23 protein-coding genes are annotated in these 25,608 nt (G+C 63.7%); 8 read left to right on the top strand and 15 right to left on the bottom strand.

The features are described from left to right. Window positions 1-109: 109 nt before the first annotated feature. Window positions 110-796 carry an MgtC/SapB family protein gene (locus B0G74_RS42345; protein ID WP_132383552.1) on the bottom strand — a complete coding sequence of 229 codons (687 nt, stop codon included), beginning with the start codon at window positions 794-796 and terminating at the stop codon, window positions 110-112. Between the two features lie 272 nt (window positions 797-1,068). Here B0G74_RS42345 and B0G74_RS42340 point away from each other — a divergent pair, with 272 nt between their 5' ends. Further along, window positions 1,069-2,178 carry an AGE family epimerase/isomerase gene (locus tag B0G74_RS42340; RefSeq protein ID WP_132383991.1) on the top strand — a complete coding sequence of 370 codons (1,110 nt, stop codon included), beginning with the start codon at window positions 1,069-1,071 and terminating at the stop codon, window positions 2,176-2,178. 61 nt (window positions 2,179-2,239) lie between these two features. Beyond that, window positions 2,240-2,563, top strand: coding sequence for an HNH endonuclease signature motif containing protein (locus tag B0G74_RS42335; protein WP_132383550.1), 324 nt, complete (start codon window positions 2,240-2,242; stop codon window positions 2,561-2,563). A 99-nt stretch (window positions 2,564-2,662) separates the two neighbouring features. On the opposite strand, the gene B0G74_RS42330 is transcribed toward B0G74_RS42335, so the two are convergent. Continuing rightward, window positions 2,663-2,938 carry a hypothetical protein gene (locus B0G74_RS42330; RefSeq protein WP_132383548.1) on the bottom strand — a complete coding sequence of 92 codons (276 nt, stop codon included), beginning with the start codon at window positions 2,936-2,938 and terminating at the stop codon, window positions 2,663-2,665. Window positions 2,939-3,156: 218 nt separating this feature from the next. On the opposite strand from B0G74_RS42330, the gene B0G74_RS42325 reads away from it, so the two are divergent. Beyond that, window positions 3,157-3,360: a cold-shock protein gene (locus tag B0G74_RS42325; RefSeq protein ID WP_007178724.1), complete on the top strand. Its 204-nt coding sequence runs from the start codon at window positions 3,157-3,159 to the stop codon at window positions 3,358-3,360. A 112-nt stretch (window positions 3,361-3,472) separates the two neighbouring features. On the opposite strand, the gene B0G74_RS42320 is transcribed toward B0G74_RS42325, so the two are convergent. Further along, window positions 3,473-5,095, bottom strand: coding sequence for a methyl-accepting chemotaxis protein (locus B0G74_RS42320; RefSeq protein WP_132383546.1), 1,623 nt, complete (start codon window positions 5,093-5,095; stop codon window positions 3,473-3,475). A 269-nt stretch (window positions 5,096-5,364) separates the two neighbouring features. On the opposite strand from B0G74_RS42320, the gene B0G74_RS42315 reads away from it, so the two are divergent. From B0G74_RS42315 to B0G74_RS42305, 3 genes are all read left to right on the top strand, one after another. Then, a complete protein-coding gene (locus B0G74_RS42315) occupies window positions 5,365-5,799 on the top strand; it encodes a PaaI family thioesterase (RefSeq protein ID WP_132383544.1) in 435 nt (144 codons plus the stop codon). A 121-nt stretch (window positions 5,800-5,920) separates the two neighbouring features. Then, window positions 5,921-6,223 (top strand): helix-turn-helix transcriptional regulator, encoded by a 303-nt coding sequence (locus B0G74_RS42310; RefSeq protein WP_106281679.1) that lies wholly within the window; start codon window positions 5,921-5,923, stop codon window positions 6,221-6,223. 55 nt (window positions 6,224-6,278) lie between these two features. Continuing rightward, window positions 6,279-7,631: a pyridoxal-dependent decarboxylase gene (locus tag B0G74_RS42305; protein WP_132383542.1), complete on the top strand. Its 1,353-nt coding sequence runs from the start codon at window positions 6,279-6,281 to the stop codon at window positions 7,629-7,631. Between the two features lie 164 nt (window positions 7,632-7,795). Here B0G74_RS42305 and B0G74_RS42300 read toward each other — a convergent pair whose 3' ends face one another. The 9 genes from B0G74_RS42300 to B0G74_RS42260 all read right to left on the bottom strand — a co-directional run bounded on the left by B0G74_RS42300 (window position 7,796) and on the right by B0G74_RS42260 (window position 16,901). Next, window positions 7,796-8,644: an ureidoglycolate lyase gene (locus B0G74_RS42300; RefSeq protein ID WP_132383540.1), complete on the bottom strand. Its 849-nt coding sequence runs from the start codon at window positions 8,642-8,644 to the stop codon at window positions 7,796-7,798. 66 nt (window positions 8,645-8,710) lie between these two features. Further along, the gene (locus tag B0G74_RS42295) at window positions 8,711-9,454 is read right to left on the bottom strand and encodes an SDR family oxidoreductase (RefSeq protein WP_132383538.1); all 744 of its coding nucleotides are present in this window, start codon (window positions 9,452-9,454) and stop codon (window positions 8,711-8,713) included. A 58-nt stretch (window positions 9,455-9,512) separates the two neighbouring features. Beyond that, window positions 9,513-10,343, bottom strand: a complete 831-nt coding sequence (locus tag B0G74_RS42290) for an amidohydrolase family protein (protein ID WP_132383536.1) — start codon at window positions 10,341-10,343, stop codon at window positions 9,513-9,515. A 7-nt stretch (window positions 10,344-10,350) separates the two neighbouring features. Continuing rightward, entirely contained in the window at window positions 10,351-11,391 is a 1,041-nt protein-coding gene (locus B0G74_RS42285; protein WP_132383534.1) for an aldo/keto reductase, read from the bottom strand. A 184-nt stretch (window positions 11,392-11,575) separates the two neighbouring features. Further along, entirely contained in the window at window positions 11,576-12,895 is a 1,320-nt protein-coding gene (locus B0G74_RS42280; RefSeq protein ID WP_132383532.1) for a UxaA family hydrolase, read from the bottom strand. A gap of 42 nt (window positions 12,896-12,937) precedes the next feature. Then, a complete protein-coding gene (locus B0G74_RS42275) occupies window positions 12,938-13,264 on the bottom strand; it encodes a UxaA family hydrolase (protein WP_132383530.1) in 327 nt (108 codons plus the stop codon). A 25-nt stretch (window positions 13,265-13,289) separates the two neighbouring features. Continuing rightward, entirely contained in the window at window positions 13,290-14,345 is a 1,056-nt protein-coding gene (locus B0G74_RS42270; RefSeq protein ID WP_132383528.1) for an ABC transporter permease, read from the bottom strand. Next, window positions 14,335-15,855 carry a sugar ABC transporter ATP-binding protein gene (locus tag B0G74_RS42265; RefSeq protein WP_132383526.1) on the bottom strand — a complete coding sequence of 507 codons (1,521 nt, stop codon included), beginning with the start codon at window positions 15,853-15,855 and terminating at the stop codon, window positions 14,335-14,337. Before B0G74_RS42265 ends, B0G74_RS42270 begins: the two co-directional genes overlap by 11 nt. Next, window positions 15,852-16,901 (bottom strand): sugar ABC transporter substrate-binding protein, encoded by a 1,050-nt coding sequence (locus tag B0G74_RS42260; RefSeq protein WP_132383524.1) that lies wholly within the window; start codon window positions 16,899-16,901, stop codon window positions 15,852-15,854. The genes B0G74_RS42265 and B0G74_RS42260 overlap by 4 nt, the downstream gene beginning before the upstream one ends. Window positions 16,902-17,221: 320 nt before the next feature. On the opposite strand from B0G74_RS42260, the gene B0G74_RS42255 reads away from it, so the two are divergent. Beyond that, window positions 17,222-18,010, top strand: a complete 789-nt coding sequence (locus B0G74_RS42255; protein ID WP_132383522.1) for an IclR family transcriptional regulator — start codon at window positions 17,222-17,224, stop codon at window positions 18,008-18,010. Between the two features lie 131 nt (window positions 18,011-18,141). After that, window positions 18,142-18,687 carry a hypothetical protein gene (locus B0G74_RS42250; RefSeq protein ID WP_132383520.1) on the top strand — a complete coding sequence of 182 codons (546 nt, stop codon included), beginning with the start codon at window positions 18,142-18,144 and terminating at the stop codon, window positions 18,685-18,687. A gap of 125 nt (window positions 18,688-18,812) precedes the next feature. Here the strand turns inward: B0G74_RS42250 and B0G74_RS42245 are convergent, their stop codons facing one another. From B0G74_RS42245 to B0G74_RS47255, 3 genes are all read right to left on the bottom strand, one after another. Further along, entirely contained in the window at window positions 18,813-20,543 is a 1,731-nt protein-coding gene (locus tag B0G74_RS42245) for a ShlB/FhaC/HecB family hemolysin secretion/activation protein (RefSeq protein WP_243658578.1), read from the bottom strand. Between the two features lie 216 nt (window positions 20,544-20,759). Beyond that, window positions 20,760-22,526, bottom strand: coding sequence for a filamentous hemagglutinin N-terminal domain-containing protein (locus B0G74_RS42240; RefSeq protein ID WP_243658577.1), 1,767 nt, complete (start codon window positions 22,524-22,526; stop codon window positions 20,760-20,762). Window positions 22,527-22,894: 368 nt separating this feature from the next. Then, window positions 22,895-25,549, bottom strand: coding sequence for a GNAT family N-acetyltransferase (locus B0G74_RS47255; RefSeq protein ID WP_243658576.1), 2,655 nt, complete (start codon window positions 25,547-25,549; stop codon window positions 22,895-22,897). Window positions 25,550-25,608: the final 59 nt, after the last annotated feature.

The following is a 25,608-nucleotide window of genomic DNA, read 5'->3' as shown; positions in this document are numbered from 1 at the left end:
GAATGCGGGCGCCGAGCACCGCTCGTCAATGCCGTTGGAATTTTTCGAGACCGCATTGTCGCATGGCCGCCCGCGCCCACCGAAGCCATTCGGCGAGGATTTTCCGTTTTTAGGAAGTCGTGTCGTCCTGCCGGAACTGCTTGACGCCGTGCAGTTGACGCAAGCGGCCGCAGATCGCCTCATATTCCGTATTCGACACGCGATGCAAGGTGATCACCACTTCATCGCACTCGGGCGCGTCCTCGCTTTGCTGCATCACGAACTGCTTGACGCGCGGGCTCGCGGCGCCGAGTTCGTCGTGCAGCGAGTGGAACGTCATGGCGCCGCGCTCGACGATCATCGTCAGCTGGCGCCGTTGCTTGACCGTGATGAAGCGGCGCTCGAGCGGCTTGATGCCGGCGAGGATAATCAGAATGATGATGGTCGCCGCGATGGACGCCGTGTACAGCCCGCCGCCGACCGCAAGACCGATCGCGGCAACCGACCAGAGGCTCGCAGCCGTCGTCAGTCCGCGCACGATTTCGCCACGCAGCAGGATCGAGCCCGCGCCGAGGAAGCCGATGCCCGACACCACCTGCGCGGCCATCCGGGAAGGGTCGAGCACGATGTGGTCGCCGGTCAGCACTTCGGCGAAACCGTAGGCCGAGACGATCATGATGAGCGCCGAACCGACGCACACCAGCATGTGCGTACGCAGGCCCGCGGCCCACGAAAGCCGCTCCCGCTCGAAGCCGATGACGCTGCCGAGCGCCGCGGCCACCACCAGACGGGCGATGAGTTCGAGATTCCCCAGCATTGTTTTTCCTCCTTATCGGAAACTATTTGGAGTATTTTCCGCACCGGCGCCGCAGTGCCAGTGGAACCCGTTTGCTTTATGCTAAGCCGCACGCGCCACGCGGACCGCGCGCCCAATCGCTGTCTCGATTTTGCGGTTGCCGATTTGCAAAGCAGGTAGCATCCACGCTCAGCGGCAGGTTTGCCGGCAACCGCGCCGCACTCTGAAACTCAGGCTACGGACCCACTCCGCGGCCGCTTCGCTTCGACATACCCTGTTTGACCCATTTGACTATGCAGAGCATGAACCCACCCGCCGCTTCCACCGCCGCACTCGCTGCCAGTCTGCGCGATCACTTCACTGGCGTGGTGCTGCCGATCTGGCGCGGCCCGGGTTTCAACACCGCACTGAAGCTGCCCTACGAAGCGGTCAGCGCCGAGGATCATCAGGCGCTGCCTGCCGAGCGCTACCGGGCCATGGCCTGCGCGCGGCAATTGTTCGTGTTCTCGCAAGCGGGCGACGCCGCCCATGCGCAGGTGCTGTTCGATTCGCTGGTGCATACCTTTCAGGACACGCGCAACGGTGGATGGTTCTACAGCGTGGATGCGCAAGGCGCACCGCTCGACACCACCAAGGACCTGTACACGCACGCTTTCGTGGTGTTTGCGTGCGCGGAGTACGCCCGGCGCTCGGGAAAACGCGACGCTCTGGAAGTCGTGCATCGCACGTCGGCGCTGATCCAGTCGAACTTCGCCGCTGAAGACGATCTGTTCAACGCCGCGCTGACCTCGGACTTCGCGGACGTGACGGGCACGCCGATCCAGAATCCCTTAATGCACCTCACCGAAGCCTGGCTGGCCGCTCGCGAAGCCACGCACGACAACGCTTTCGACGCCGCGCTGCGACGTCTAGCCGGTGCGCTCGCGCGGCGCTTCGTGCATGCGCCCACGGGCTGCATCGCCGAACTGCCGATCGGCGCGGACGATAACCGTCTGGAACCCGGTCACCAGTTCGAATGGTTCTGGCTGGTCAAGCAGGCGGGCGCGGTGTTCGAAGGCTCGGGTCTCGTCGAAGCCATGCCGCGTGCATTCAGCTTCGCGCAGCAACATGGAGTGGACCGGGAAACCGGCGGCGTGTACGCCTCGCTCGACGAAACCGGCCGGGTCAAGGACGCGACCCAGCGGATCTGGGCCCAAACCGAATATCTGCGCGCGCTGGCGAGCCACGGGGACCCGGCGGCGCGGGCCGCACTGCCGCGGCAAATCGAACTGTTCCAGCAGCGCTTTCTGCGTCCGCAAGGCTGGTTCGAATGCAAGACGCCGGCGGGTGAAGTGGCGCGCGCCGACATGCCGTCGACCACGCCTTATCACCTCGCGACCGCCTACGACGCGTTGCCGACCTGAACGCGGCCGACAAAAACCCACGCAACGTGCGAACGCCTCAACTTCGCTAGCCATCCTGGCCATGGCCAAGAAACTCGCCGAACCTTGGTATCGACCGCCGCCGGCTGACGAAGTGTGTCCACTCTGCGGCCGACCGATCCCGGCGAGCCAACGCGACCTGCATCATTGGGTGCCGAAAACGAAAGGCGGCAAGGAAGTCGCCGCCTTGCACCGCATTTGCCACCGCCAGCTCCACGCGCTGTTCTCGGAAACCGAACTGGCGCAGCGCTATTCAACGGTCGAGGCGCTGCTCAACGACGAGGCGGTACGCACCTTCGTTCGCTGGATCCGCACCAAGCCGAATGATTTTTACGAGCGCACGCGCCGCAGCGGGCGCAAAGGCTAAGGCCGAAAAACGGCTAGGTGCCCGACCGATCGCGGCCGGCTGAACGCCGGCCGCGATCTCACGACGGGGCGCGGAAACACAAACCGACCGCCCGGTCGATCAATACTCTTCGCGCTGCCAGGGGCTCCAACCGCTGTCGGCAGATTTAAAACGCATATAAGTTGCGCTGTTGCCGGTGGGGGTGTCCGATGTGTCGCCGTGCGGCTTCTGATCGGTTGTGTGAAGGGCGAAAGCCTGGCGGTCTTCGGTATCGACGGTGATACGGCCGACCGGGTCCGGGGCCCCTTCTTGAGGTGATTTAGACTCCAATATCGCCAGATAGGGGGTCAAACGACTCCAGAACGAGGTAAGTTCTTCTTGCAAATAATGTGTCAATGTTTTTCCTGGAAGAGTAATACAAGCAGTTTACCCTACCCGCGGGAACAGCCTTCCAATTGCTTTCCAGGCCTCAAAAATGCCGGAGCCGGGGAATACCCGAATACTGGTTGATTGGCGTCCGTCATAAAGACGTGATACAACTCCTACTTCGCGCTCGATCTCGTGTTGAGAAATAGCGGTCGCGAATGCAACACACAACATTTACTGGATTAAAAATGGCAACAGGTACTGTGAAGTGGTTTAACGATGCAAAGGGCTTTGGCTTCATCACGCCGGACGACGGCGGCGAAGACCTGTTCGCGCACTTTTCGGAAGTTCAAGGCAGCGGCTTCAAGTCCCTGCAGGAAAACCAGAAGGTGACGTTTGAAGTTAAGCAAGGCCCGAAGGGCAAGCAAGCTGCGAACATCCAGCCGGCCTAAGTACCGTCAGGTACGTTGAGGCACCCTTAGGCGCTTGCGTCTAATGCAAAATGGCCCGCTTCGGCGGGCCATTTTCTTTGTCTGACGTTTTCTTTTTGAGCGCTTGCGCGATTTAAATTGCGCGCATACCGGACAACGAAAAATCGGCCGATGGCCCGCGTGCGTCGTCGAATTGTTGCGTGCGCAACACAGATTCAGAAATTTCGAACACGGAAACGGCCTGCTTCAATTGCTGCGTTTGCTGATGCAGCGAAGCCGCCGCCGCGGCAGCTTCTTCGACGAGCGCCGCGTTCTGCTGCGTCATCTCATCCATCTGCACCACCGCCTGATTGACCTGCTCGATGCCTGTGCTCTGCTCGAGCGACGACGCGCTGATCTCCGCCATCATCTGTGTGACGCGCGAGATCGAGGCGGACACGTTGCTCATCGCCTCGCCCGCATGCTCGACCAGCGTCGAACCACCCTGAATCTCGGCGACCGATTCGCTGATCAGCGTTTTGATTTCCTTCGCCGATTGCGCGCTGCGCTGCGCGAGGCCGCGCACCTCGCCCGCCACCACGGCGAAGCCGCGCCCCTGCTCGCCCGCGCGCGCCGCTTCCACAGCCGCGTTCAGCGCAAGGATGTTGGTCTGGAACGCAATGCCGTCGATCACCGAAATGATCTCGGCGATCTTGTCCGAGCTCTGCGCAATGCCGCGCATCTTGTCGACCACTTCGTTGACCACTTCGCTGCCGCGCGAGGTCGCTTCGAGCGCGGTCTCGGCGAGCGCGTTGGCCTCACGGGCGTGCTCGGCGTTCTGACGGACGGTAGCCGTCAGCTCCTCCATGCTCGACGCGGTTTCTTCGAGCGACGCCGCCTGGTTTTCAGTGCGCGCCGACAGATCGGCGTTGCCGGTCGCGATTTCGTCGGCGCCCAAGTGGATCGAATCGGCGGATTCGCGCACGGTCTGCACGGTGCGCGCCACGCTCGCCTGCATTTTCGCGAGACCCGAGAACAGGCGGCCGATTTCATTGGTGCCGCGCCCGGCGATCGGCTGATCGAGGCGGCCTTGCGCGATACGGTCGAAGTGACGGCCCGCTTCTTCCAGCGGGGCCACCACGCCACGGCGCAGCGCCGCGTACACGGCGAACGTGCCGGCCACCAGCACCAGCAGGATCACGATGCTGACGGCGCGGAAAGTCGCCATACGCGTATCGATCGAATCGAGCGACGCACGGCTCGCGGCGTTGCCGAATTGCACGAAGTTATGCGACTCGCCGAGGTAGGCGTCCTGGAACGACTGCGTCGGCTGATCGAGGAAGGCCTGGATGTTGTTCGAATCGAGAAACTGCACCAGTTCCGCGAGCGCGTCGTGCAGCTTCTTGTAGCGCTCGGCGAGCGCGGCGGCGCGGGCGCCGTTTTCGTCGCCGGTCTTCGGCGCGCTCATGAACGCCGCGAACGACTGGTCGGCGGCCGTCAACTGTTCGCGGGCGTGCTGCACGATATCGGTCGGCTCGGAGCCGCCGCGCACCATGCGCGTCCCGGCGCGCGAGAGGTTGATGCGCGCGTCCATCAAATGCTGGGTCGTTTCGTTGACCGCGTCCACCTGCTTCAAGGCGATGTTCGACAGATCGCCCACGTCGTCATGAGTACGCGTGAGCGACCAGAACCCCAAACCCACCGTGACAAGCTGAAAAACGCAGAACGCGGCCAGAACACACAACAGGCCGGATGCGACCTTGATCTTGCTGAACATCGTGAATACCTGAAGACAAAGAATGACGGGAGCTACGTCAGGGTTAACGGCATAAGCGCGCCGTGCTTGAGCCCAATTCCATCAAAGATCGTCTTACGCCCCCTTTTCATCGGCCAACTTCACTATTGCAATCAATTCGCGCAACAATGCACGGCGCAAATTACCGATTCACCTTGACGCGGTGCGTGCGCGCTTCCTAGAGTGGGTAGGGACTGCACGACGCAGGCCAGTGCAGATTGCCACCGCGGGCCACGCCCGAAGGAATCACAATGACCGACCTCCTCGACCGGGCGCGCGGCGCACTGCATGCCCAGCCGTTCAGCATGCTGTTGGGCGCAGAGTTGATGCAGACAAGCACCAGCGAACTCACGCTGAGTCTGCCGATCCGCGACGAACTGCGGCAGCAGCACGGCTTCGTGCATGGCGGCGTCATCAGCTATCTCGCCGACAACGCGCTGACCTTCGCGGGCGCGCTGCTGCTCGGGCCGAAGGTCGTGACCGGGGAATACAAGATCAACTACCTGCGGCCGGCCATCAACGGCACGCTGATCGCGCGCGCGAAGGTCGTCTACGCGGGCCAGCATCAGGCGACCTGCCAATGCAACGTGTATGTGATGGAAGGCAACCGCGAAAAGCTGATTGCCGTCGCACAAGGCACGGTCAACCGGATCAGCGAGAACGGCGAGCACGAACACTCGGGCTGACGCGGCTTCACCCGCGTGGCTGAAGCACATCGCGCCGTCATCACCGCGCTTGTTCACGTTTCGTCATTTAGCTAATATACGAAACGTTATCGATCTTTGACTCCGTTCGGCGCGCCGCCTCATGACAGACGAACTCACCCGCATCAACGCGCTCGCCAACGCCAGCCGGCTCGCCGTCATGCGCTGGCTGAAAGAGCCGACGCGGCATTTCCCGTATCAGGACCATGCGGATATCGAAACAGTCGGCGTGTGCTGCACGTTCATCACCGACAAGCTCGGCATAGCGCCCGCCACCACCACGCGTCACATGCGCATCCTCGCCGATGCGGGACTCGTGCGCGCGCAGCGGATCGGCAAATTCACGTACTACAAGCGCATCGACGCCGAGTTGCAGAAGCTCGGCCGCGACCTCGCCAATCTTTAGGCGCGTGGTCTTCAAGGGACCGCGCCAACAGTTTTTCGATCATCAAGGGAGCCACATGGACGAACTCGCAATTCTCGCGGACGCCGACCGGCGCGCGCACGCTTACCTTGCAGGCATCGGCAAGCGCCGGGTGTTTCCGGATGCGGCCGCGCTCGCGCAACTCGCCGCCTTCGACGAAGCCTTCCCGCAACATGGCCACGCGCCCGCCGACGTGCTGCGTCTGCTCGACGAAAGCGGAACGCCCGGCACGGTAGCGTCGAACGATCCGCGCTATTACGGCTTTGTGATCGGCGCGGTGTTGCCGGCCGCCGCGGCGGCCGAGCGTCTGATGGGCGCGTGGGACCAGTGCGCGTCGACCTTCGACAACTCGCCGGTCGCGGCCACGCTGGAGAAAATCGCGGCGCGCTGGGTGCTCGACGCGCTCGATCTGCCGCGCGAAGCGGCGATCGGCTTCGGCACCAGCGCGACGGCGTGCACGCTCGTTTGCGTCGCGGCGGCACGACGCGCGCTGCTCGCGCGCAAGGGTTGGGATTTCGACAACGACGGTTTGGACGGCGCGCCGCCGGTGCGCGTCGTGATCTCCGAGATGGCCCACATCACGGTGAAGAAGGCGTTGCGCGTGCTCGGCTTCGGCATGAAGCGCGTGATCAGCGCGCCCGTGGATGAGCATGGCCGCATCGACCCCGCGCAATTGCCGCCGCTCGACGACATGACGATCTTCTGCGTACAAGCCGGCGAAGTGAATACCGGCGAATTCGATCCATTCGCGGAGTTGATTCCCCGCGCCAAGGCGGCCGGCGCATGGATTCACGTGGATGGGGCGTTCGGTCTGTGGGCGCGGGCGTCGTCGAAACGGGCGCTGACCGATGGCATCGACGGCGCCGACAGTTGGACCACCGACGGCCACAAGTGGCTCAACACGCCCTACGACGGCGCCATGGCGATCTGCCGCGACGCGCAGGCGCTTTCATCGGCGATGAACAGCGACGCGGTCTATCTGACAGGCGCGCATGACGCGCAGAAGAACGTGAATCTCGAGTTCTCGCGCCGCGCGCGCGGCATTCCGATCTGGGCGGCGTTGCGTTCGCTCGGGCGCAGCGGCGTGCAGGAGATGGTCGACCGGCATTGCGCGCAGGCTGCGCGAATCGCTGAAGGTCTGCGCGCCGCCGGGTTCGAGGTGCTGAATCGCGTCGTGTTGAACCAGGTGCTGGTGCGCGCGAAGACCGACGCGCAGACGGTGGCGATTCGCGAAGCGGCGCAGGCGTCGGGCGAAACGTGGTTCGGCCAGACTGTCTGGCAAGGCCGGCCGGCGTTTCGCATCAGCGTGTCGTCATGGCGCACCGAGGACACGCACGTCGATCAGTTGGTGGCGCTGCTCGCGCGCTTGCTTGCGGAACAACGCGCCTGAGCGGCGCCGCCGAAGACACGCAAGTTGATCGTGTAGCGGCGCCGCTCAGGCGACTGCTCATGGAACGGCGCAACTGAGCGGTAACGACGCCAACTAAAAAGGCGGTTCCTGCCTGTCGATGCAGAAACCGCCTTTCTTCATGCAGTCAAGCTTGCGAGCGCGAATCACTCCGCCGCGTACGTCTTCTGCGTTTGCTCGCCCAGACCTTCGATACCCAGACGTATTGTCTGGCCCGGCTTCAGGAACACCGGATTCGGCTTCACGCCCATGCCGACGCCCGGCGGCGTGCCGGTCGAAATCACGTCGCCCGGTTGCAGGCTCATGCACTGCGACACGTACGAAACCAGTTTCGCGACGCCGAACACCATCGTCTTCGTGCTGCCGTTCTGATAGCGGTGGCCATCCACTTCGAGCCACAGGCTCAGGTTCTGCGGATCGGCGACTTCGTCGCGCGTGACCATCCACGGGCCGATCGGGCCGAACGTGTCGAAACCCTTGCCCTTGTCCCAGGTGCCGCCGCGTTCGATCTGCCATTCGCGTTCCGACACGTCGTTGATCACGCAATATCCAGCGACGTAATCGAGTGCGTTGGCTTCGTCGATATATTTCGCGGGCTTGCCGATCACCACGCCGAGCTCGACTTCCCAGTCGGTTTTCTTCGAGCCGCGCGGAATCTCGACGTCGTCGTTCGGGCCGCTGATCGCGCTCGTCCACTTGTTGAAGATGACCGGCTCGGAGGGCACCGGCAGATTCGATTCGGCCGCGTGATCCGCGTAATTCAAGCCGATGCAGATGAACTTGCCGATCTTGCCGACGCACGGACCCATGCGCGGATTGCCTTCGACCAGCGGCAGCGAGGCCGGATCGAGCGCGCGCAGTTTGGCGAGACCTTCGTCGGTCAGCGCGGCGCCGTCGATATCGGCGACTACTTTCGACAGATCACGAAGCTTGCCTTGCGCGTCGAGCAGGCCCGGTTTTTCCTGGCCTTTCGGCCCATAACGAAGCAGTTTCATCCTTGCACTTCCTTTCAGTGGTGTTCGGTTCGTGGTTCAGCTTGAGTCGGCGTGGGTCGGCGTGCGTCAGTTCGACCAGCCGCCGTCGATCACATGCGCATGGCCCGTGGTAAACGACGATTCGTCGGACCCGAGATACAGCGCCAACGCGGCGATCTCTTCCGGCTTGCCGATGCGGCCCATCGGCTGACGCGCCACAAAGGCGGCCTGCACGGCGTCCAGCGTCGCGCCTTGCGCCTGAGCCTGCGCGACGATCCGCTGTTCGAGCGACGGCGAAGCCACCGTGCCCGGGCAGATCGCGTTACAGCGTACACCACGCGTGATGAAGTCCGCAGCAACGGACTTGGTCAGCCCGATCACCGCGGCCTTCGAGGCGCTATACGCGAAGCGGTTCGGCACGCCCTTCACGCTCGATGCCGCCGACGACATATTGATGATCGAGCCGCCGCCGTGCTCCAGCATGGCGGGCAGGAACGCGCGGATCATGCGGTACATCGCCTTCGCGTTCAGGTCGAACGCGAAGTCCCAATCCTCTTCGCTGCATTCGAGAATATTGCCCGCATGCACGAAGCCCGCGCAGTTGAACAGCACGTCGATCGCGCCGAGTTCGGCGGCCAGCGCCTTGATCGCCGCGTCGTCGCGCACGTCGAGCTTGCGCGCGTCGACCGGCTTGCCGGCGAGCCCGTCAATGCGGATATCCGTGGCGATCACACGCGCGCCTTCGCGTGCGAAGAGTTCGGCGGTGGCGAGTCCGATGCCTTGTCCTGCCGCTGTGATCAGGGCCGTCTTGCCGGCCAGTCTTTGTGTCATCTACGACTCCAGTTGAATGGGCTTTGCATTTGCTTCTGCTTCAGGTCTCTTGCAGAAATCACAGTCGATAAAACGCGGCGGCATTGCCGCCGAAAACCGCTTCGCGCTCGCCCTCGCTCAACGACGTGAGCAACGTGTTGGCCACCGAATGCCAAAGCAGATAGTCGCCGTTCAGATCGAGCACCGGCCAGTCGCTGCCCCACATCAAGCGCGCCGGACCGAATGACTTCAGCAGATGATCGACGTACGGGAGCAGCGTTTCCTCGCTCCAGCCGGGGGATGCCTCGGTGACGAGGCCCGACAGCTTGCAATGCACGTGCGGCAGTTGCGCGAGCCGCGTGATCGCATCGGCCCAGCTTGGATAGCCCGCGCGTCCATAGCGGATGGGCGGCTTCGCCCCATGATCGACGACGATGCGCAGCGCCGGAAAGCGCGTCGCGAAGGTCTCGAAAGGCTCGACGTGGCGCGCGTAAATCAGCGCGTCGAACGCGAGGTCGTGCGCGATCAGCGCTTCGATCGCCGGCGCGAGATCGGGGTTCGCGATCCATGTGTCGTCCGGCAAATCCTGCAGCATCGGCCGCACGCCCTTGAACTTCGGCTCATGCGCCAAGGCTTCGATCACCTCCGGCGCCGTGGGCAGCAACAGCGGCACCCAGCCGACCACGCCCGCAATCGACGGCTCATGGCGCGCCATGTCCAGCAAAAAACGCGTTTCGTCGATGGTCGGTGCCGCCTGCACCACCACCGTCCGTTCGATGCCCGCGCGTTCGCGCAACGGCTTGAGATCCTCCGGGCCGAACGTCCGGTACAGGATTTTTAGTTCCGGCGTGAGCCACTCGTAATCGCCACGAGCGGGATCCCAGTAGTGCTGGTGGGCATCGATATGCATCGTCAACTCAATCCTCTGGCGCGGGTGCGCGGCTGTCGAGCAAGCCTTCGTCGCGCAACGCGGACCACAAGGCCGCGGGGATCGGCTTCTCGAACGACGCGGCGTTCTCGCGTAATTCGTCGGCACTGCGCGCGCCGGTCAACACGGTGGCGACCGCCGGATGCGCATACGGAAACTGCAAGGCAGCGGCCGCGAGCGGCACGCCGTGCGTACGGCAAACCGCTTCCAGCCGCGCGACGCGCTCGATCACTTCGGGCGGCGCTTTGCCGTAATTGAATTTCAGATCACCTTCGACGCCGCGCGCCAGAATGCCCGAGTTGAACGCGCCGCCTAACAGGATGCTGACGCCGCGTTTTTCACAGGCCGGCAACAGGTCGTCGAGCGTGGTCTGTTCGAGGAGCGTATAACGGCCCGCGAGCAACGCGCAATCGATATCGAACTCGGCCATCGCATCGAGTATGACCGCGCCTTCGTTGACACCGAGTCCGACTGCCTTGATCGCGCCAGACGAGCGCAATGTGTCCAGCGCGCGAAAACCGCCGCCTTCGGTTAGCTGCCGCCAGTAATGGGGATGGTTGTCGCCGTGCGTGACACGGCCAATATCGTGCACCAGCAGAATGTCGATTTCGACGATGCCGAGGCGCTGCTGGCTGTCCTCGAACGAACGCAGAATGCCGTCGTGTGTGTAGTCGTAAATCGCTTCGAAAGGAAGCGGGTTTTGCCAGCCTTCCTTGTCGTCGAAAGGCGTGGTGCGCGGCACGAAACGGCGGCCCACTTTGGTGGACAGAAGATAGTCGCCGCGCGGATAGCGCCGGAGCGCGTCGCCCAGACGATGCTCGGCCTTCGTGTTGCCGTAATGCGGCGCGGTGTCGAAATAGCGCACGCCTGCGTTCCACGCGGCGGCAATGGTGGCGTGTGCTTCTTCATCGGTCAGATCGCGGTAGAGGCCGCCGAGCGGCGCCGTTCCGAGTCCCAATCCGGTCACCTGCAAAGGCCCGCGGCCGATGCGGCGCCGTTGCCCGATCTTCGATCCGATCGTTGCGGTCATTGAGCGCGTCTCCAGTGTCGATCGGAGTTGGCGCTTTCGCTGTCGACCAGAGTCGGCGGTTCAACGCCTACGCTGGTCCCATGCAAAGCACTTAGTCCGATCCCATTCGTGTTTTACCATGCATGGGCGAGGTTTGCCCACGGTGTATACAGACGGCTTGTTGCCAGGCCCGCGGACCTGCCGCTCAGTGCGGCTCGATCGCAACGACCCGATGCTGCGCTGCGGCGCTCGACGGCAAGCAAGCCGGCCCAACCGGTTCGAACGTCTTGTACGTCAGGATGAACTCCTGATGACCGAGCGTCTCCGACTTCGAAGCCGCGCCGCGCGACACCGCCACCGTTTGCTCGAACACTTCGCGGCCCACCTCGTCGAGCGTGCCGCGGCCTTCGAGAATGCGGCCTGCATCGACATCCATGTCGCCGGAAAGGTTGCGGTACGTCGCGGGATTCGCGCACACCTTGATCACCGGGGAGATCGCCGAGCCGACCACCGAGCCGCGTCCGGTCGTGAACAGAATCACATGCGCGCCGCAGGCGATCAGTTCGCCGATCTCCGCGTTGTCGCTGATGTTCGGAAAGCCGAAGCGCGGCTCGCCGTCCGGCACCACGTCGAGCAGATACAGGCCGCCGGTCGGTGGAATGTCGCCGGGTTTGATAATGCCGATAATCGGCGACGCCCCGCTCTTCGCATACGCGCCCAGCGATTTTTCTTCCTGCGTGGTGAGTCCGCCATCCGCGTTGCCGACCGCAAAACTGCCGTGGCCGAGAATCGAGTAATAACGCGCCGCCTTCGCGACGCAGGCCACGATCTCATCGCCGAGCGCCGGGCGCGCCGCGCGCGTCTTCATATGGAATTCGCAGCCGACCAGCTCGCCGGTTTCCTCGAAGATGCACGTCGCGCCCGCGTCGATCAGATGATCGAACGCGCGGCCCACCGCCGGGTTCGCGGTGATGCCGCTGGTGCCGTCCGAGCCGCCGCAAATCGTGCCGATCACCAATTCGCTCAGCGCCATGGGCACTTTCTGCTGCGCGGCGAGTTGCTCGCGCGCGCCACGAATCCAGTCGACGCCGTATTGAATCGTGCTGCGCGTGCCGCCCTTTTCCTGAATCGTCAGCACTTCGACGGGACGGCCGCTCGCGCGCACCACGTCCACCAGATAGTGCTTGTTCATGCTCTCGCAACCGAGCGATACGAACAGCACCGCGCCCACGTTGGGGTGCGTGGTGAGCCGCTCGAGCATTTTCTCGGCGTAGCCGTTCGGATAGCAGCCGGGGAAGCCGATCAGATGCACGGGCGGTTCGCGTTCGGCGGAAGGATCGTCGAACGCGTCGAGCGGTTCGCGAAACTGCGTGACGATCTCGCGCGCGACGTGATGCGCGCACTCGACCAGATACGCCACCGCAACCACATTGCGGATGCCCTTGCGGCCGTCGCGGCGCAGATAGCCTTGCAACGCGGGCTGCTGCGATTCGGCAGATGGAGATGCTACGGAAATGTCAGTCATGATCGATCCAGCGCGGCGCGAGGCCACGTCATTGTGCCCACATCAGTGATGGACGAATTCGTGGCCCGCGTCGTGTGTGTACGTCGGCAGGTAATCGCTTTCGAGATTGTGCGTATGCAGATGCGCACCGCGCGCCACGGCTTCTGTCACGTGACCGATCACTGCGCCGTAGCGCAGCACCTTGTCGTCTTTCGCAAGTTCATGGCGCGCCACCTTGTGGCCGAGTTCGATGGTCTTGGTGAGCGTCACGCGCTCGCCTTCGATCTCGACTTGCGTGCCGCAGTCCAGACGCGCCGCCGCGATCAGGCAGTTGTCGGCGGGGCTGAGCAGGATCAGGCGTGAGTCCGTTTGCAATGGGCGGTTGGTCAAATGAGTTCTCCGAGGTGCGTGCGCATTAGTTTTGACCTTCGCCGCTGGCGAGGCGCGCCACCATCAGCGAGCCCAGGATGATCGCGCCGTAAATCGCCTGAATCCAGAAAGACGGCACCTGGGCAAGCGTCAGCAGGTTCTGCACGACGCCGAGCAGCAGCACGCCGGTGAGCGCGCCGAACATGGTGCCCTTGCCGCCGTCGAGTGAAATGCCGCCGATCACCGCTGCCGCGAACACCGTGAAGATCATGCCGTTGCCCTGGTTTGCGTTGATCGCGCCGACATAGCCGGTCACGATCAGACCGCCCACCGAGGCAAGTATGCTCCCGAGCACGAATACGCCCCACGTGATGCGTTCCACGCGAATCCCCGCCGCGCGCGCCGCTTCCGGATTGCCGCCGATGGCGTACAACGCGCGCCCCAGCCGGTGATAGCGCAGCATGAAGGCCGCAATCGCGAACGCCACCGCCGCGAGCCACACGGACAAAGGCAAGCCGAGCACGATAGTGGTGGCGAGCGCGAAGAACGACGGCGGCATATCGAACAGCGTGCCGCCTTTGGTCGCGCCGACCAGCATGCCGCGCAACACGATCAGCATGGCCAGCGTGACGATGAACGCATTGAGCCGCAAGCGCACCACGAGAAAGCCGTTGATCAAACCGATCACCGCGCCCACCACCACAATGGCGAGCAAGCCGGCCGCCGCCGGCCATTGCATGCCGAAGCCCGCCGACGCCGCCGGCATCACCAGCATCGCGCCCACGGCGGGTGCGATGCCGACCGTCGATTCGAGCGACAAGTCGAACTTGCCGGTCAGCACGATCAGCGATTCGGCAAGCACGACGAGCGCCAACGCCGCCGACGCGCCCAGCACGCTGATCAGATTGGCTTTGGTCAGAAAGCTCGGGCTGACAAACGCGCCGATCACGATCAGCAAAGCTAGCGCGGGCAGCAAGGCCAACTCGCGCAGACGCGCGAGTTCGGAGCGCGCGCGTTTGCCGCGTGACGCCTGCGCGACCAACGGCGGCTGAGCCGCAGCTTGCGCGGTGCCGAATGCAGGACTGGGCACACTATTCTTCATGGAGACTGACTCCTTCAACGGATGCGATCAGGTCGTGGTCCTGCCAACCCGCGGGAAATTCGGCCGCGACACGGCCACGGAACATGACCAGCACGCGGTCACAGGTGCGCAGATCGTCGAGCTCGCCGGACACGACCAGCACGGCTTTGCCCTCTTCGCGCACGCGATCCACGACGGAGAGCAGCGCTTCTTTCGATTTCACGTCGACGCCCGCGGTGGGATCGATCAGCACGAGCACATTGGGATTGGTGGCCAGCGCGCGCGCCATCACCACTTTCTGCTGATTGCCGCCGGACAGACCCGACACGACATGCTCCGGACCTTGCGCGACGATGCCGAGCGCGTCGATCATCTTCTGACCGAAGGCGTTCTTCTTCGCGGGCGGCGCGATGCCGAACTTGCCGAGCACGCGCGCGATCGTCATCGATGCATTTTCCGCAACCGATTGCGTGAGCACCAAGCCTTCGTGATGCCGATCCTTCGGCACACAGCCGATGCCGTGCGCGAGCGCCGCGGGTACATCGCCGGGCGGCAAGGTTGCGCCGTCCACGCTGATCGTGCCGCGTTTGGCGGCACGCAGACCCGCAACCGCTTCGGCCACGCTCGTGCGGCCGCTGCTCGTCGCGCCGGTCAAGCCGACGACTTCGCCGCGTTTGACAGTGAACGACACGCCTTCGTAATCGGCGCCGGCCAGTTCTTTAATTTCCAGCGCGACCGCCGTGTCTGCGGGCAACGCGGCGCGCGCCGCCGCATCGGCGACGGCGAGACCGCCGCGTTCGCCGGTCATCGCTTCGATCAACTGCTCGCGCGGCAACGCGGAAACCGGCGCGCTGACGATATGCCGCGCGTCGCGGAGCACCGTCACCGCCTGGCAGATTTCATAGACTTCCTGAAGATGATGCGAGATGAAGAGGAACGTCACGCCCTCGCGCTGCAACTCGCTGATGCGCCGGAACAGGCGCTTGATCTCGTCGCCGTCGAGCTGCGCGGTCGGTTCGTCGAGAATGATGAAGCGCGCGCCGTACGACAGCGCGCGCGCAATCTCCACCAGTTGCCGCGCTTCCACTGACAGATCGCCGGCGCGGGCATCTTCGCGCACGTCGATCTTCCAGTGATCGAGCAACGCGCGCGCGTCGCGCCGCATGGCTTGCCAATCGATCACGCCACCGCGCAACGGCTGCCGGTTGATGAACAGATTCTCCGCGACGCTCAGATCGCGGATGATGGTCGAATGCTGATAGACGCACGCCACGCGCTCACGCCACGCGTCGCGATTCGCGATCGACGGCGCGGCCGCGCCGCTGAAACGCACCTCGCCGGTGTCGGGCTTGCGCAGGCCGGTGAGGATCGACACCAGCGTCGATTTACCCGCGCCGTTGCGCCCGACGAGCGCATGCGACTCGCCGGGCATCACGCGGATGCTCACGTCGTTCAGCGCGGCCGTCGAGCCGAAGCGTTTGGTGACCTCAAGCGCTTCGACCACGGGCACGGAGGGCGTGAGCTCGCTCATTTGACCGTGTTACCCCACAAGGCTTTGTCGTCGACGTTCGATTTCGTCACGAGCGGTGCGGGCAATTGGTCTTCCAGAATGCCGGGCGCCAACTGGATGATGTTGCTGCCGTGATCGGTCGGGCCCGGCTTGAAGGTCTGACCTGCCAACGCCGCCTTGATATAGAACAGGCCGTATTTCGCGTACGAGTCGGCGGGCTGCGACACGGTTGCGTCGATATCGCCGCGGCGGATCGCCTCGAATTCCTGAGGAATGCCGTCGTTGCTGACGATCACGACGTGCTTCGCATCGCCGGCGGGAAACAGCATCTGCTTGCGCCGCAAGGTTTGCAGCGTCGGCGACAGATAGACGCCGCCTGCCTGCATGTAAATGCCCTTCACGTCGGGATTGGCGGTCAGCAGGCTGTCGAGCGCAGTGGCCGCGACGTCGCCTTTCCAGGCTGCGGGAATTTCCAGCACCGACACGCCAGGATAGCCTTTCATGCAAGAGCGGAATGCTTCAGACCGGTCGCGCCCGTTGACCGATGCCAGGTCGCCCATGATCTGCACGACCTTGCCGGACTTCACGTGCTCGCCGATGTACTTGCACGCCTTCTCGCCGTACGCGTGATTGTCGGCGCGCACCACCATCGCGACCTTGCCTTGCGTGGGCGCGACGTCCACGGCGACGACCGGCACATTCCGCGCCGCGGCGGCGTCGAGCGCACGGCTGATCGCGGCCGAATCCAGCGGGCCGACCACGATGCCCTTCGCACCGAGGTTCAGCAGGTTGTTCATGTCCGTGATCTGCTGGACAGGATCGCCATTCGAATTGACCGGCGCGAGGATGTCGAGGCCGCTCTCCTTCGCATATTTGGGCAGATAGTTGTTGTACGACTGCCAGAACGGCGACGTCAGCAGCGGCAGACCGAGGCCGATCTTGCCGGTGTCGGCGGCTTGCGCGGCGCCCGTCACACCGAGTCCGGCGAGGCACGCAGCGGCTGCAACCGCGGACAACGAACTGCGGAACAAACGGCGGGCCGTGAGCGGCCCTTTCGTGAACGACATGGTTGTCTCCTGTGTCGATGGGACTCAGCGCTTTAGCACTGACTCCCATCTCATACACGATGGTTGTTGTGGGAACTGCGTGAACCCGGCTGCGGGGCCCGGCACTTCGTCCAGCGCTTTCTGATCGATTCGTGTGAGTATTGGCGTGCGCTCATTCACCAATGAACGTATTATTCATATACGGACTTTTTTAAGTCAAGGCATGTACACTGCATTAACCGTCCGTGTTTTCCCTGGACGAACGCCGCCTCTACGAGATTCGTCACGCACTTACACTCACGCGCCACATAATGAGAACAGCCCAAGGAACCTCGCTCACGATGGACGCAGACGACAAAGACGACGCCGACCGCTACCGCGCCCCGGCGCTCGACAAAGGCCTCGACATCCTCGAACTGCTCGCCGAGCAGAAGGAAGGACTGACGCGCGCCGAAATCACCAAGCTGCTCGGACGCAATGCGAGCGAGATGTATCGCATGCTCGAACGGCTGGTCGCGCGTCAGTACGTGGTGCGCTCGGCGGCGGGCGACCGGTATTCGCTCAGCCTCAAGCTGTACGCGCTCGCCCACCGTCATCCGCCGATGAACCGTCTGATCTCCGAAGCACTGCCGCTCATGCAGCGCTTTGCCGACGCTGCCGAACAGTCGTGTCACCTCGTGGTGTACGACCGCGGCAATCTGCTGGTGATCGCGCAGGTGGATGGACCCGGTACGTGGGGCATCTCGGTGCGGCTCGGTTCGCGCGTCGGCCTGATCGATACGGGTTCGGGCCGCGTGATGCTGGCGTTTCAAAGCATCGAGCAGCGCGAACAGATGCTGGCCGAACACACCAAGGTGAAGGGCGAGGTCACCATCGATCGCGCCGCGCTCGAGCAGGCCTGCGAGCGGATTCGCACGGCGGGTTTTTCGCAGAAGGACAGCCAGCAGACGTTCGGCGTGACCGACGTCACGTTTCCGATCCAGGGTCCTTCCGGTCAGGCGATCGCGGTCCTCACCTGTCCATATTTGCGGCGTATCGACGAATACGTCGCGCCGACGCTTGAAGCCGCCACCGCGCTCTTGCGCGAGACGGTCCAGGCGCTGTCGATGTTTCACGAGAACGCCGCCTAGCGTGCCATGCGGGCAAGCGAACCCGCGCGGCGGCTCGTCGAAATTCGACGCCTCGCGCACATGGTTTAGAATGGCGACCCTCTCAAAAATCACGCCGCATGGGTTCGCTCATGCGCGCTCATCGATAAGCAATGGCGAAACTTCTGACCGATTCCGAATTCCAGCGTTTTTCCGAACTCCAGCAGAAGCAGTCGAGCTTCACGATCACGCCTGAAGAAGCCGACGAACTGCGCGACATCGTCGCTCATGCGCAAAAGCGCCGCGACGACCGCGCGGCGGCGATGCAAAGCATCGAGACGTTCATTCAGCAATTCGACATCAGCCCGGACGAACTGTTTTCGCCGGAGCAGATCGGCGAAGCCGCGCGCACGTACGGCCTGATTCCGGCCGCGAAGAAGGAGCGGGTGCTGCCGCCGCAATTCACGTTCAACGGCAAGCCGTATCAATGGACGACGCGCGCGCTGCCGGACGATATTCGCGTGCCGTTGTTCGATGCCTTCAAGGCGGGTGAATCGGTGAAGTCGTTTATCGCGACGCCGAAGGATGCGAGCCGTTGCGCGGCGACGATTGCGCGTTTGGAACGTGAGACGGGGGCGGTTTATGGGGACGCGTGGTTGGAGGAGTTGGCGGTGACGCGTGATCAGGTCGACGCCGCTGCGGAGAAACTCGCGGCGTAAGTCTGAGAACCCTGTTATCGCGGGTGGCACTCCATACGCGTATGACAAGAAAGGCGGCTCCGTGCCGCCTTTTTCTTTTGAGCGCGGGTGTGGTGGGTGGGCGTTGTCGCCGCCATTCGATCCCGCTAGAAGACCGTTGATACCGTAACCCACGTCTGTTGCCGAGCCGTTTGCGCCAAGGGATGCCCCGCGCGCATCGCGTAACTCAATTGCGCGGCCACACGCTTGCCGCTGTAGCTCGCGCCGATGCCATACCCTTGCAATCGCACGAAGGCGCCCGGTATCGGACCATCCTGACGTGTTCTGCCTCGTGCATCGTCATAGAACACCTGCACGGCGGCACCCGGCAAACTGCGTATGGATTTGCTCGCGGCGATCGAGAAGATCAGGCCGTCGTCGACCGAGGCCGCATTCTGATCGTAGGCGCGCACGGCCGAGGGACCGCCGAGGCCCATCCGCTCCGAGCTGTCGAGACTGCGGCTGGCCCATTGCCCACGCATCTGGACCGTCGCGCGGATGGTCGGCGTAATGGCCTGGACGTAGGCGATGGCTGGTTCGGCCTTGTAGAAGTCGAATCGTCGGCTGCCGAGCATGGGCGCGCTGTTTGAATAGTCGAATTCACTCTGCTTTGCCGTGCCGCGACTGAGGACCGCGCTGTACTGGATCACATTGCGCCGCTCAATGATTGCACCAGCCAGGGCGCCGTCAGCCCGCACCGATGCAACGAAACTGCGCTGGCTAGTTTGGAGCACGTTGTCGAACTTTTCGTCGCTGGAACGTTTGAGGTCGAGATTGGCGCCGAGATCGAGACTCGCGGAGTCTGAACGGATCAACGGCTCGACGCCGTAAATGCTGACGACATTGGCCGATCCCGTACCCAAGCCCGTGAACATTTCGCCGAGCCGGTAATCCACGTGCGAGTACGCGATACCAGCACGACTCGCGCCCAGGCCCGTGAGCATGTCGTAGGAAATGCGGCCCAGGCGGGTTTGCCCGTCTTCTCCTGCCTTGGTCTGCATGAAGCGCGGCGTCAGATAGACCGTAGCCTGCAACTGATCGCCTAGTCCCAGCATATTGTTGACGCCACCAGTCAGGCCGAATCTGCGCCAGCCCGCTTGCCTCGAGCCCGCGTTATCGACGCTCGCCGCGCCGTAGTAGCGATCGCCCGGCGCCACGTCGACCGTGACAACCGTGCCGCCCGGCTGCGTTCCCGCTGATAACGTGGATGTCGCCGAGCCGATGCCGGGAATGTCCTCGACAAGGCGTGCGTTGCGCTCGATATCGCGCAGCGAAGGCGCGCCGTTGCTGGTGCTTTCGAGGATCTCCCTGAGCCGTTTGGTCGCCACGTCGGAGCTGTTTTCGACATTGACCGATTCGACGTGGCCGCGCGTGATCTCGAAGTGTATGACGCCGTCCGTCACTGTCTGGGGCGGCAGGATGACGCGCACGAGAGAATCGCCGCCGTGGTACAGGACAGTGGTAAGCGCGTCACGCAGCACGCGCAATTGCGAAAGCGTGACGTTACGCCCGCGCCACGGCGCAAGGAATTCGTCGGCGCGTTGTTCTTCCTCTGCGGACAGCGCACCGCCAAAGTCGAAGCTATGGACGGCGAATGAAAGCTCGCCGTTTTCGGGTGTGGGTTCGGGTGGGGTTGAAGACTGTGTTGGCGCCGATCGGTCGATTCCGGGCTCGGTGCCGACTCCGCGCGTCAGTTCGGGATTTTGCCGAAGCAGTGAGCCGGCATTCGTCGGCTCGTAGGCTTGCGCGGCAGTGTGCCATGCGGTCGCGCCGAGTAATGGCAGCCATGCGACACCAAAACGACGGCGTACAGGCCGATATCGGTGAACGGCTTTCACGATGAGTGGGCTGGAAATATAAATGCCAGCAGAGGCTCATGAGAGCCGTGCTGACGCATGAATCTGGAATGAGGAAGGTTTGCGACTACGCAGTCAGAAAGGAAGAGGCGATGCACGCCTCTCCCTTCGTTACGTCGGCTTGCCTGCCCGGCTTGGGGAAGATTGCAACTAGCGTGATGAAGGACCGTTCAAGTGCGTCATCACGCTCGCTTGCTATTACAGGTTCGCGGACTTGGCCTTAATGCGGATGTTGTCGTCCGTGTTCTCTGTGTTGGCCGGCAGGCTGATTTCGCGGGCCGTCAGTTTGCCGCCGATATGCGCCGCGTACGCATCGACAGCAATCTTGTTGCCGGCCTGAATGCGGCCGGTTTGAACGTCGAAGGCTTTAAGCGTGACGTCGTTACCGGCTTTGGTAAGGGACGAGGGCTGCTGCGAGACAGTGGTTGCGGCGTTCAATGTAACGTTGCCGTTGCGGCTGGTCACGTTGCCTGTCTGGACCAGGTGGCCACCTTGCATCACGGCAATGCAAATCTCTCCTTGACACGGAATGCTGCCTCGTAGCGATCTAACCGCGATGTCATTGTCTGCCTTCAGATCCCCCGCCAGCGTGATGTCGCCGCCGTTGATATTGATGGTCTTGCCAGTGACATTCGCCACGCGGATTTGACCAGTGGTCACCGTATGCGGCCGAACCGACCTCGATATCAGCGAGACGCTGGTATCGCCCGAGGTTTTGACGCCATCGGCCTGGATGATATTGATGCCGGCCACGTTGACCGAACCGGTAGTTGCCTTCACGTCCGCATGCTGGTTCACATCGCCGTCAGCGGAAACATCTACGCGGCTCCCCGCGCGGATCGGCGCATTGATGTCAATAACGCCACCCGTCAGCGACACACGGTCGGCGTTAATCCCGCCGTTCGTGGCAACGATGCCGCGATCGGCGCTGATAGCGGCGCTGCCTGCGTCAATCTGGCCATTCATGCTGACATTACCGCCCGCTGTGTCGATTCTGACGTCGCCGGTCGCCGCGTGCAGCTTTGCGCCTGACTCCACCGTGATATCGTGGCCCGTGAGTCCGTAATATCCGCCGTCAGGTTGCGTGGATGCGTCGAACGGAGAATCGACATAGGCCATCGGTGAGGCAACGATCCTGATAGCCTTGTCAGCTGTCAGACGGCCACCCACACCGATCTTGCCGTCGAGTTCGGAACCCAGCGTGATGGAGCCGCCTTTACCCGACGACGCACTGGTCGCCTCAATCGTCCCTGTGTTCTGAACGACAGTGGCGAGCATGGCGCCAGTGGCCGCCGCGGACAGATTGACGTCGCCGCCCTTCGCTGCGATCACACCATAGTTGGCCGCCAGCGCATTCTGCGCCTGCCGGCCAAGCATGACCCCAAAGGCCGAATCGTTCATCTGCATCGCCACGCCATTTGCTGCACCGAGTGTCACGTCCTTGGCGCGGATCGTGCCGTAGTTGGCGGCCTGAGTGCCTAACAGGATCACCGATTCCTGCGCGGTCAACTGACCGTTATTCGTGACCTTGCCTTCGCCGCCGCGCGAAAAGAGATTGATGTTCCTGCTACCGTTCAGGCCTAGCTTGCCGCCATCCATAAACTGCTGGTCGGTCACGTCGAGCGTCGAAGCCACCAGACTTCCCACATCGACCTTGGCGCTTTTGCCGAACACCACACCGGCAGGATTGACCACGAACACCCGGCCGTTTGCCTTCAGCACGCCGTCGATCTGCGTCGCGTCCGCGGTCGTCACACGGTTGAGCACAGCCGAGGTGGCGCCCGGCTGATTGACGATCACCGATTGGTCTTTACCGATGTTGAAGTTCTTCCAGTTGACGATCATCTTGTCGCTGGATTGCGAAATGGTCGTCTTGTTGCCCTGCGTTTTGATGGCGCCGGCGCCCGCTGCCACGACACCGCCGTCGACGGCCCAAGCGGTATTGGCGCAGCCCAACGCCGCCATCAACATTGCCGGCACGAGCGCCAGCCGGTAGCCTGGTTTCCCCGTGCCCTGGTGAGTCTCGCGGGTACGTTTCTTGTGATTCATTTGTTGACCTGTTAAGAGAGCTAAATAAAATCCCACCCGAGCAACAGTTCGCTGGATACACCTATGCGGATACTCGGAGCCAGAAAGTAATCTGACTGTAAGAGTCTATGTAAGCTCCCTTTTACAAGGCTTGAGAAACGTCTGAAGATTTAGTGGTTTTTGTCGGTATGCGGAATGAGTGGCACCCACTACGGCCAGCTCAAAAGTTCGCCGCGACGTCGACATGCGTTAACACGATCTCCCGAAATTTCCTCCCCGACCGTTCTTACCGCCGCCTCGCTCGGTCAGTTAGCCGCTGGCTCATCCAGCGCCATCCTGAACCCGACCACACCCGGATCCTCCGTCCGCGTAATCGTGAAACCGCAGGCTTTGGCGAGTCCGATCATCGGGGTATTTTCGCGCAGCGCCTCGCCGACCAGCCAGTGGATGCCGCGCACCCGCGCATATTTAATAATCCGGTCCATCAGCAACTGGCCGAGGCGCCGGCCCTTCTGATCCGAGCGCACCGCCACCGCGAACTCAGCGGTTTCGTTGTCGGGATCGGCGACCGCGCGCACCACGCCCAGCGTCCGGGTGAAGCCTTCTTCGCTTTGCACGGTGGCGATCAGCGCCATTTCGCGGTCGTAGTCGATCTGCGTCATGCGCGCGAGCTGCGAGTGGTCGAAGCTGCCCACCGCGCCGAAAAACCTCAGGCGCAAATCTTCGGGCGTCATCGCTTCGACGAAGTCATGGTGCGCGGCCTCGTCTTCCGGACGGATCGGCCGCACCGTCACCCGCGTACCCTGCCAGTCCAGCGTCTCTTCGAAGCGGCGCGGGTACGGCATGATCGCGAGGCGGCTGCGCGTCGGCGCGACGGTTAGCGTGGGATCGACGACTATCACGTGATCGCGGTACACCCTAAGCGTCAGCGCAAGACCGACGAGTTCCTTGACGTCGCAGACGGCTTGCGAGAGCGCCGTCAGTGCGGCCAGCGCCGGCTCCGGCGCAACCAGCCGCGCGTACGGCGAACGCGTGACGATGTCGCGCGCGAGCATCGGATTGAGCGGCGGCAGGCCGTAGACGCGCAGCGATTCGGACACACCGTCAGCCGATGGCGCCGTGAAGCTGAAGACAGGGCCGAAGTTGTCGTTATCGTGGAGTTCGACAGCGATATCGACGACGGGTCTGGTAGACGAGTCCGCGCTTCCTTCCGGGCAGTCCGGCGACTGCGGTGCAGCCGAAGCTACTGTTGAGGCTTTCACAGCGCGTTGCGCGCTCGCTTGCTGTTGACTTCGCCCTTGCGCCGAACCAGCCGTAGCGCCCGGCGCCTCCTCCTGGCCCTGCCCCTGTCCTTGCGCGAAACCAGCCGTAGCGCCCAACGCTGGTTCCTGCCGCTGTCCTTGCGCGGAGTCTGTCGCGGCACCCTGCGCCGATCCCCGTGCGACGTCTCGCGCAGCGTCCGCCGCCCCGCCCTCGCTCGCACTTCCGCTTCCCGCTTCCACCCGCAACCCGAAACGCCCCAGAAACCGCGCCGCCGCCTCGCCGGTTAGTTGGTGCTCACCTGCGCCGAGCACCGCGCGCACCTGAGCTTGCGCCGCGTCGATGCATTCGGGAATTTGCGCCGGCAAGCCCTCCGGCGTCTGCATCAGCAGTTCGCGCCCCATCCGGTAATCGAGCAGCCGTGCGAAGGCGCGCGCGAGGCGCTGCGGCGTCGTATGAACCGGGATGCCCTGCGCGTGCAGCGCGTCGCGCGTGGCGGCATCCACGCCGCCGAAAAAGCACGCGAGCAAGCCGCGATAAGCGAAACGCTGATTCGCGATCAAGGCCTGCGCCACTTCGCCGACTGGCGCGCCATGCGTCGACGCGTGAACCACGAAGGCCGTGCCGGTGCTGCGATGATCCGCGAGCAGTTTGAGCGCGGTGCCGAAATGCTCAGGACGCGCGTCGTCGCCGAGTTGCAGCGGATTGCCGCCGACCGCGTACGGCAAAGTCTGCTTCAAGGCATCCGACGCTTCATCGGGCCACGGCGCGAGCGTGTCGCCAGCCGCGGCAAAGGCGTCGCAGGCGAGCGTGGCCAAGCCGCTGTCGCTCGTAATCAGCGTGGCCGTCGCGCCCGCCGCCACACGGCCCACGCCGAGCGTCTCGATCTCGTCGAGCAGATCGTCGAGCGCATCGACCCGCACCATGCCGGCGCGGCGGAACGCTGCGGTATAGAGGCCGTCCGCAGGATCGGCGCGGCCGGAGCGTAGCGCCAGCACCGGTTTGTTGCGCGCCGCCGCGCGGGCCGCCGACATGAACTTGCGCGCCGCTCGCACGGTATCCAGTTCGAGCAGGATGGCGCGCGTGCCGGGGTCGCTAGCCAGATAATCGAGCACGTCGCCCGCGTCCACGTCCGCTTCGCCGCCGAGCGCCACGGCGTGCGAGAAGCCGAGGCCGCGCGCATGCGCCCAGCCGAGCACGGCATTGGTCAGTGCGTTCGACTGCGACACCCACGCGACGCCGCCCGCCTTCACCGTGCACGACGGCGCGCCCAGATGCGCGCGCAATGCCGGCGACACCACGCCGAGACTGCCAGGCCCGACGATCCGCAGCAGATTCGGGCGCGCGGCCGAGAGCGCGTGCCGCAGCGCGAGCCGGTCTTCATCGCAGCGTACCTCGCCGACGATAATCGCCGCGCGCGTGCCCAAGCCGCCGAGTTTGTGGATGATGCCCGGCCACGTCGCCGGCGGCGTGCAGATCAGCGCGACCGTGGGCGCTTCCGGCAGGTCGCCGGGGTCGCCGATCACGGCATGGTCGCCGAGCGTTTCGTATTTCGGATTGACCGGCCACAGCGGGCCTTCGAAGCCCCCTTCCAGCACGCGCGCCCACACCATCGCGCCGGTGCTGCCGGGCCGCTCGGAAGCGCCGATCACGGCGACGGATTTGGGTCGAAACAAGGCGTCGAGATTGCGAACGGTCACGGGCGCTCCGAAGACGGGGGAAGGCGAGCCGGCTCGGCGGCCGGGCGCGTCTCGTCAGC

This window comes from Paraburkholderia sp. BL9I2N2, from assembly GCF_004339745.1.
In the GTDB taxonomy this organism is placed as follows: Bacteria; Pseudomonadota; Gammaproteobacteria; order Burkholderiales; family Burkholderiaceae; genus Paraburkholderia.
Note: the sequence above shows the minus strand (reverse complement) of the source record. Positions and strands in the feature narration are given on the sequence as shown.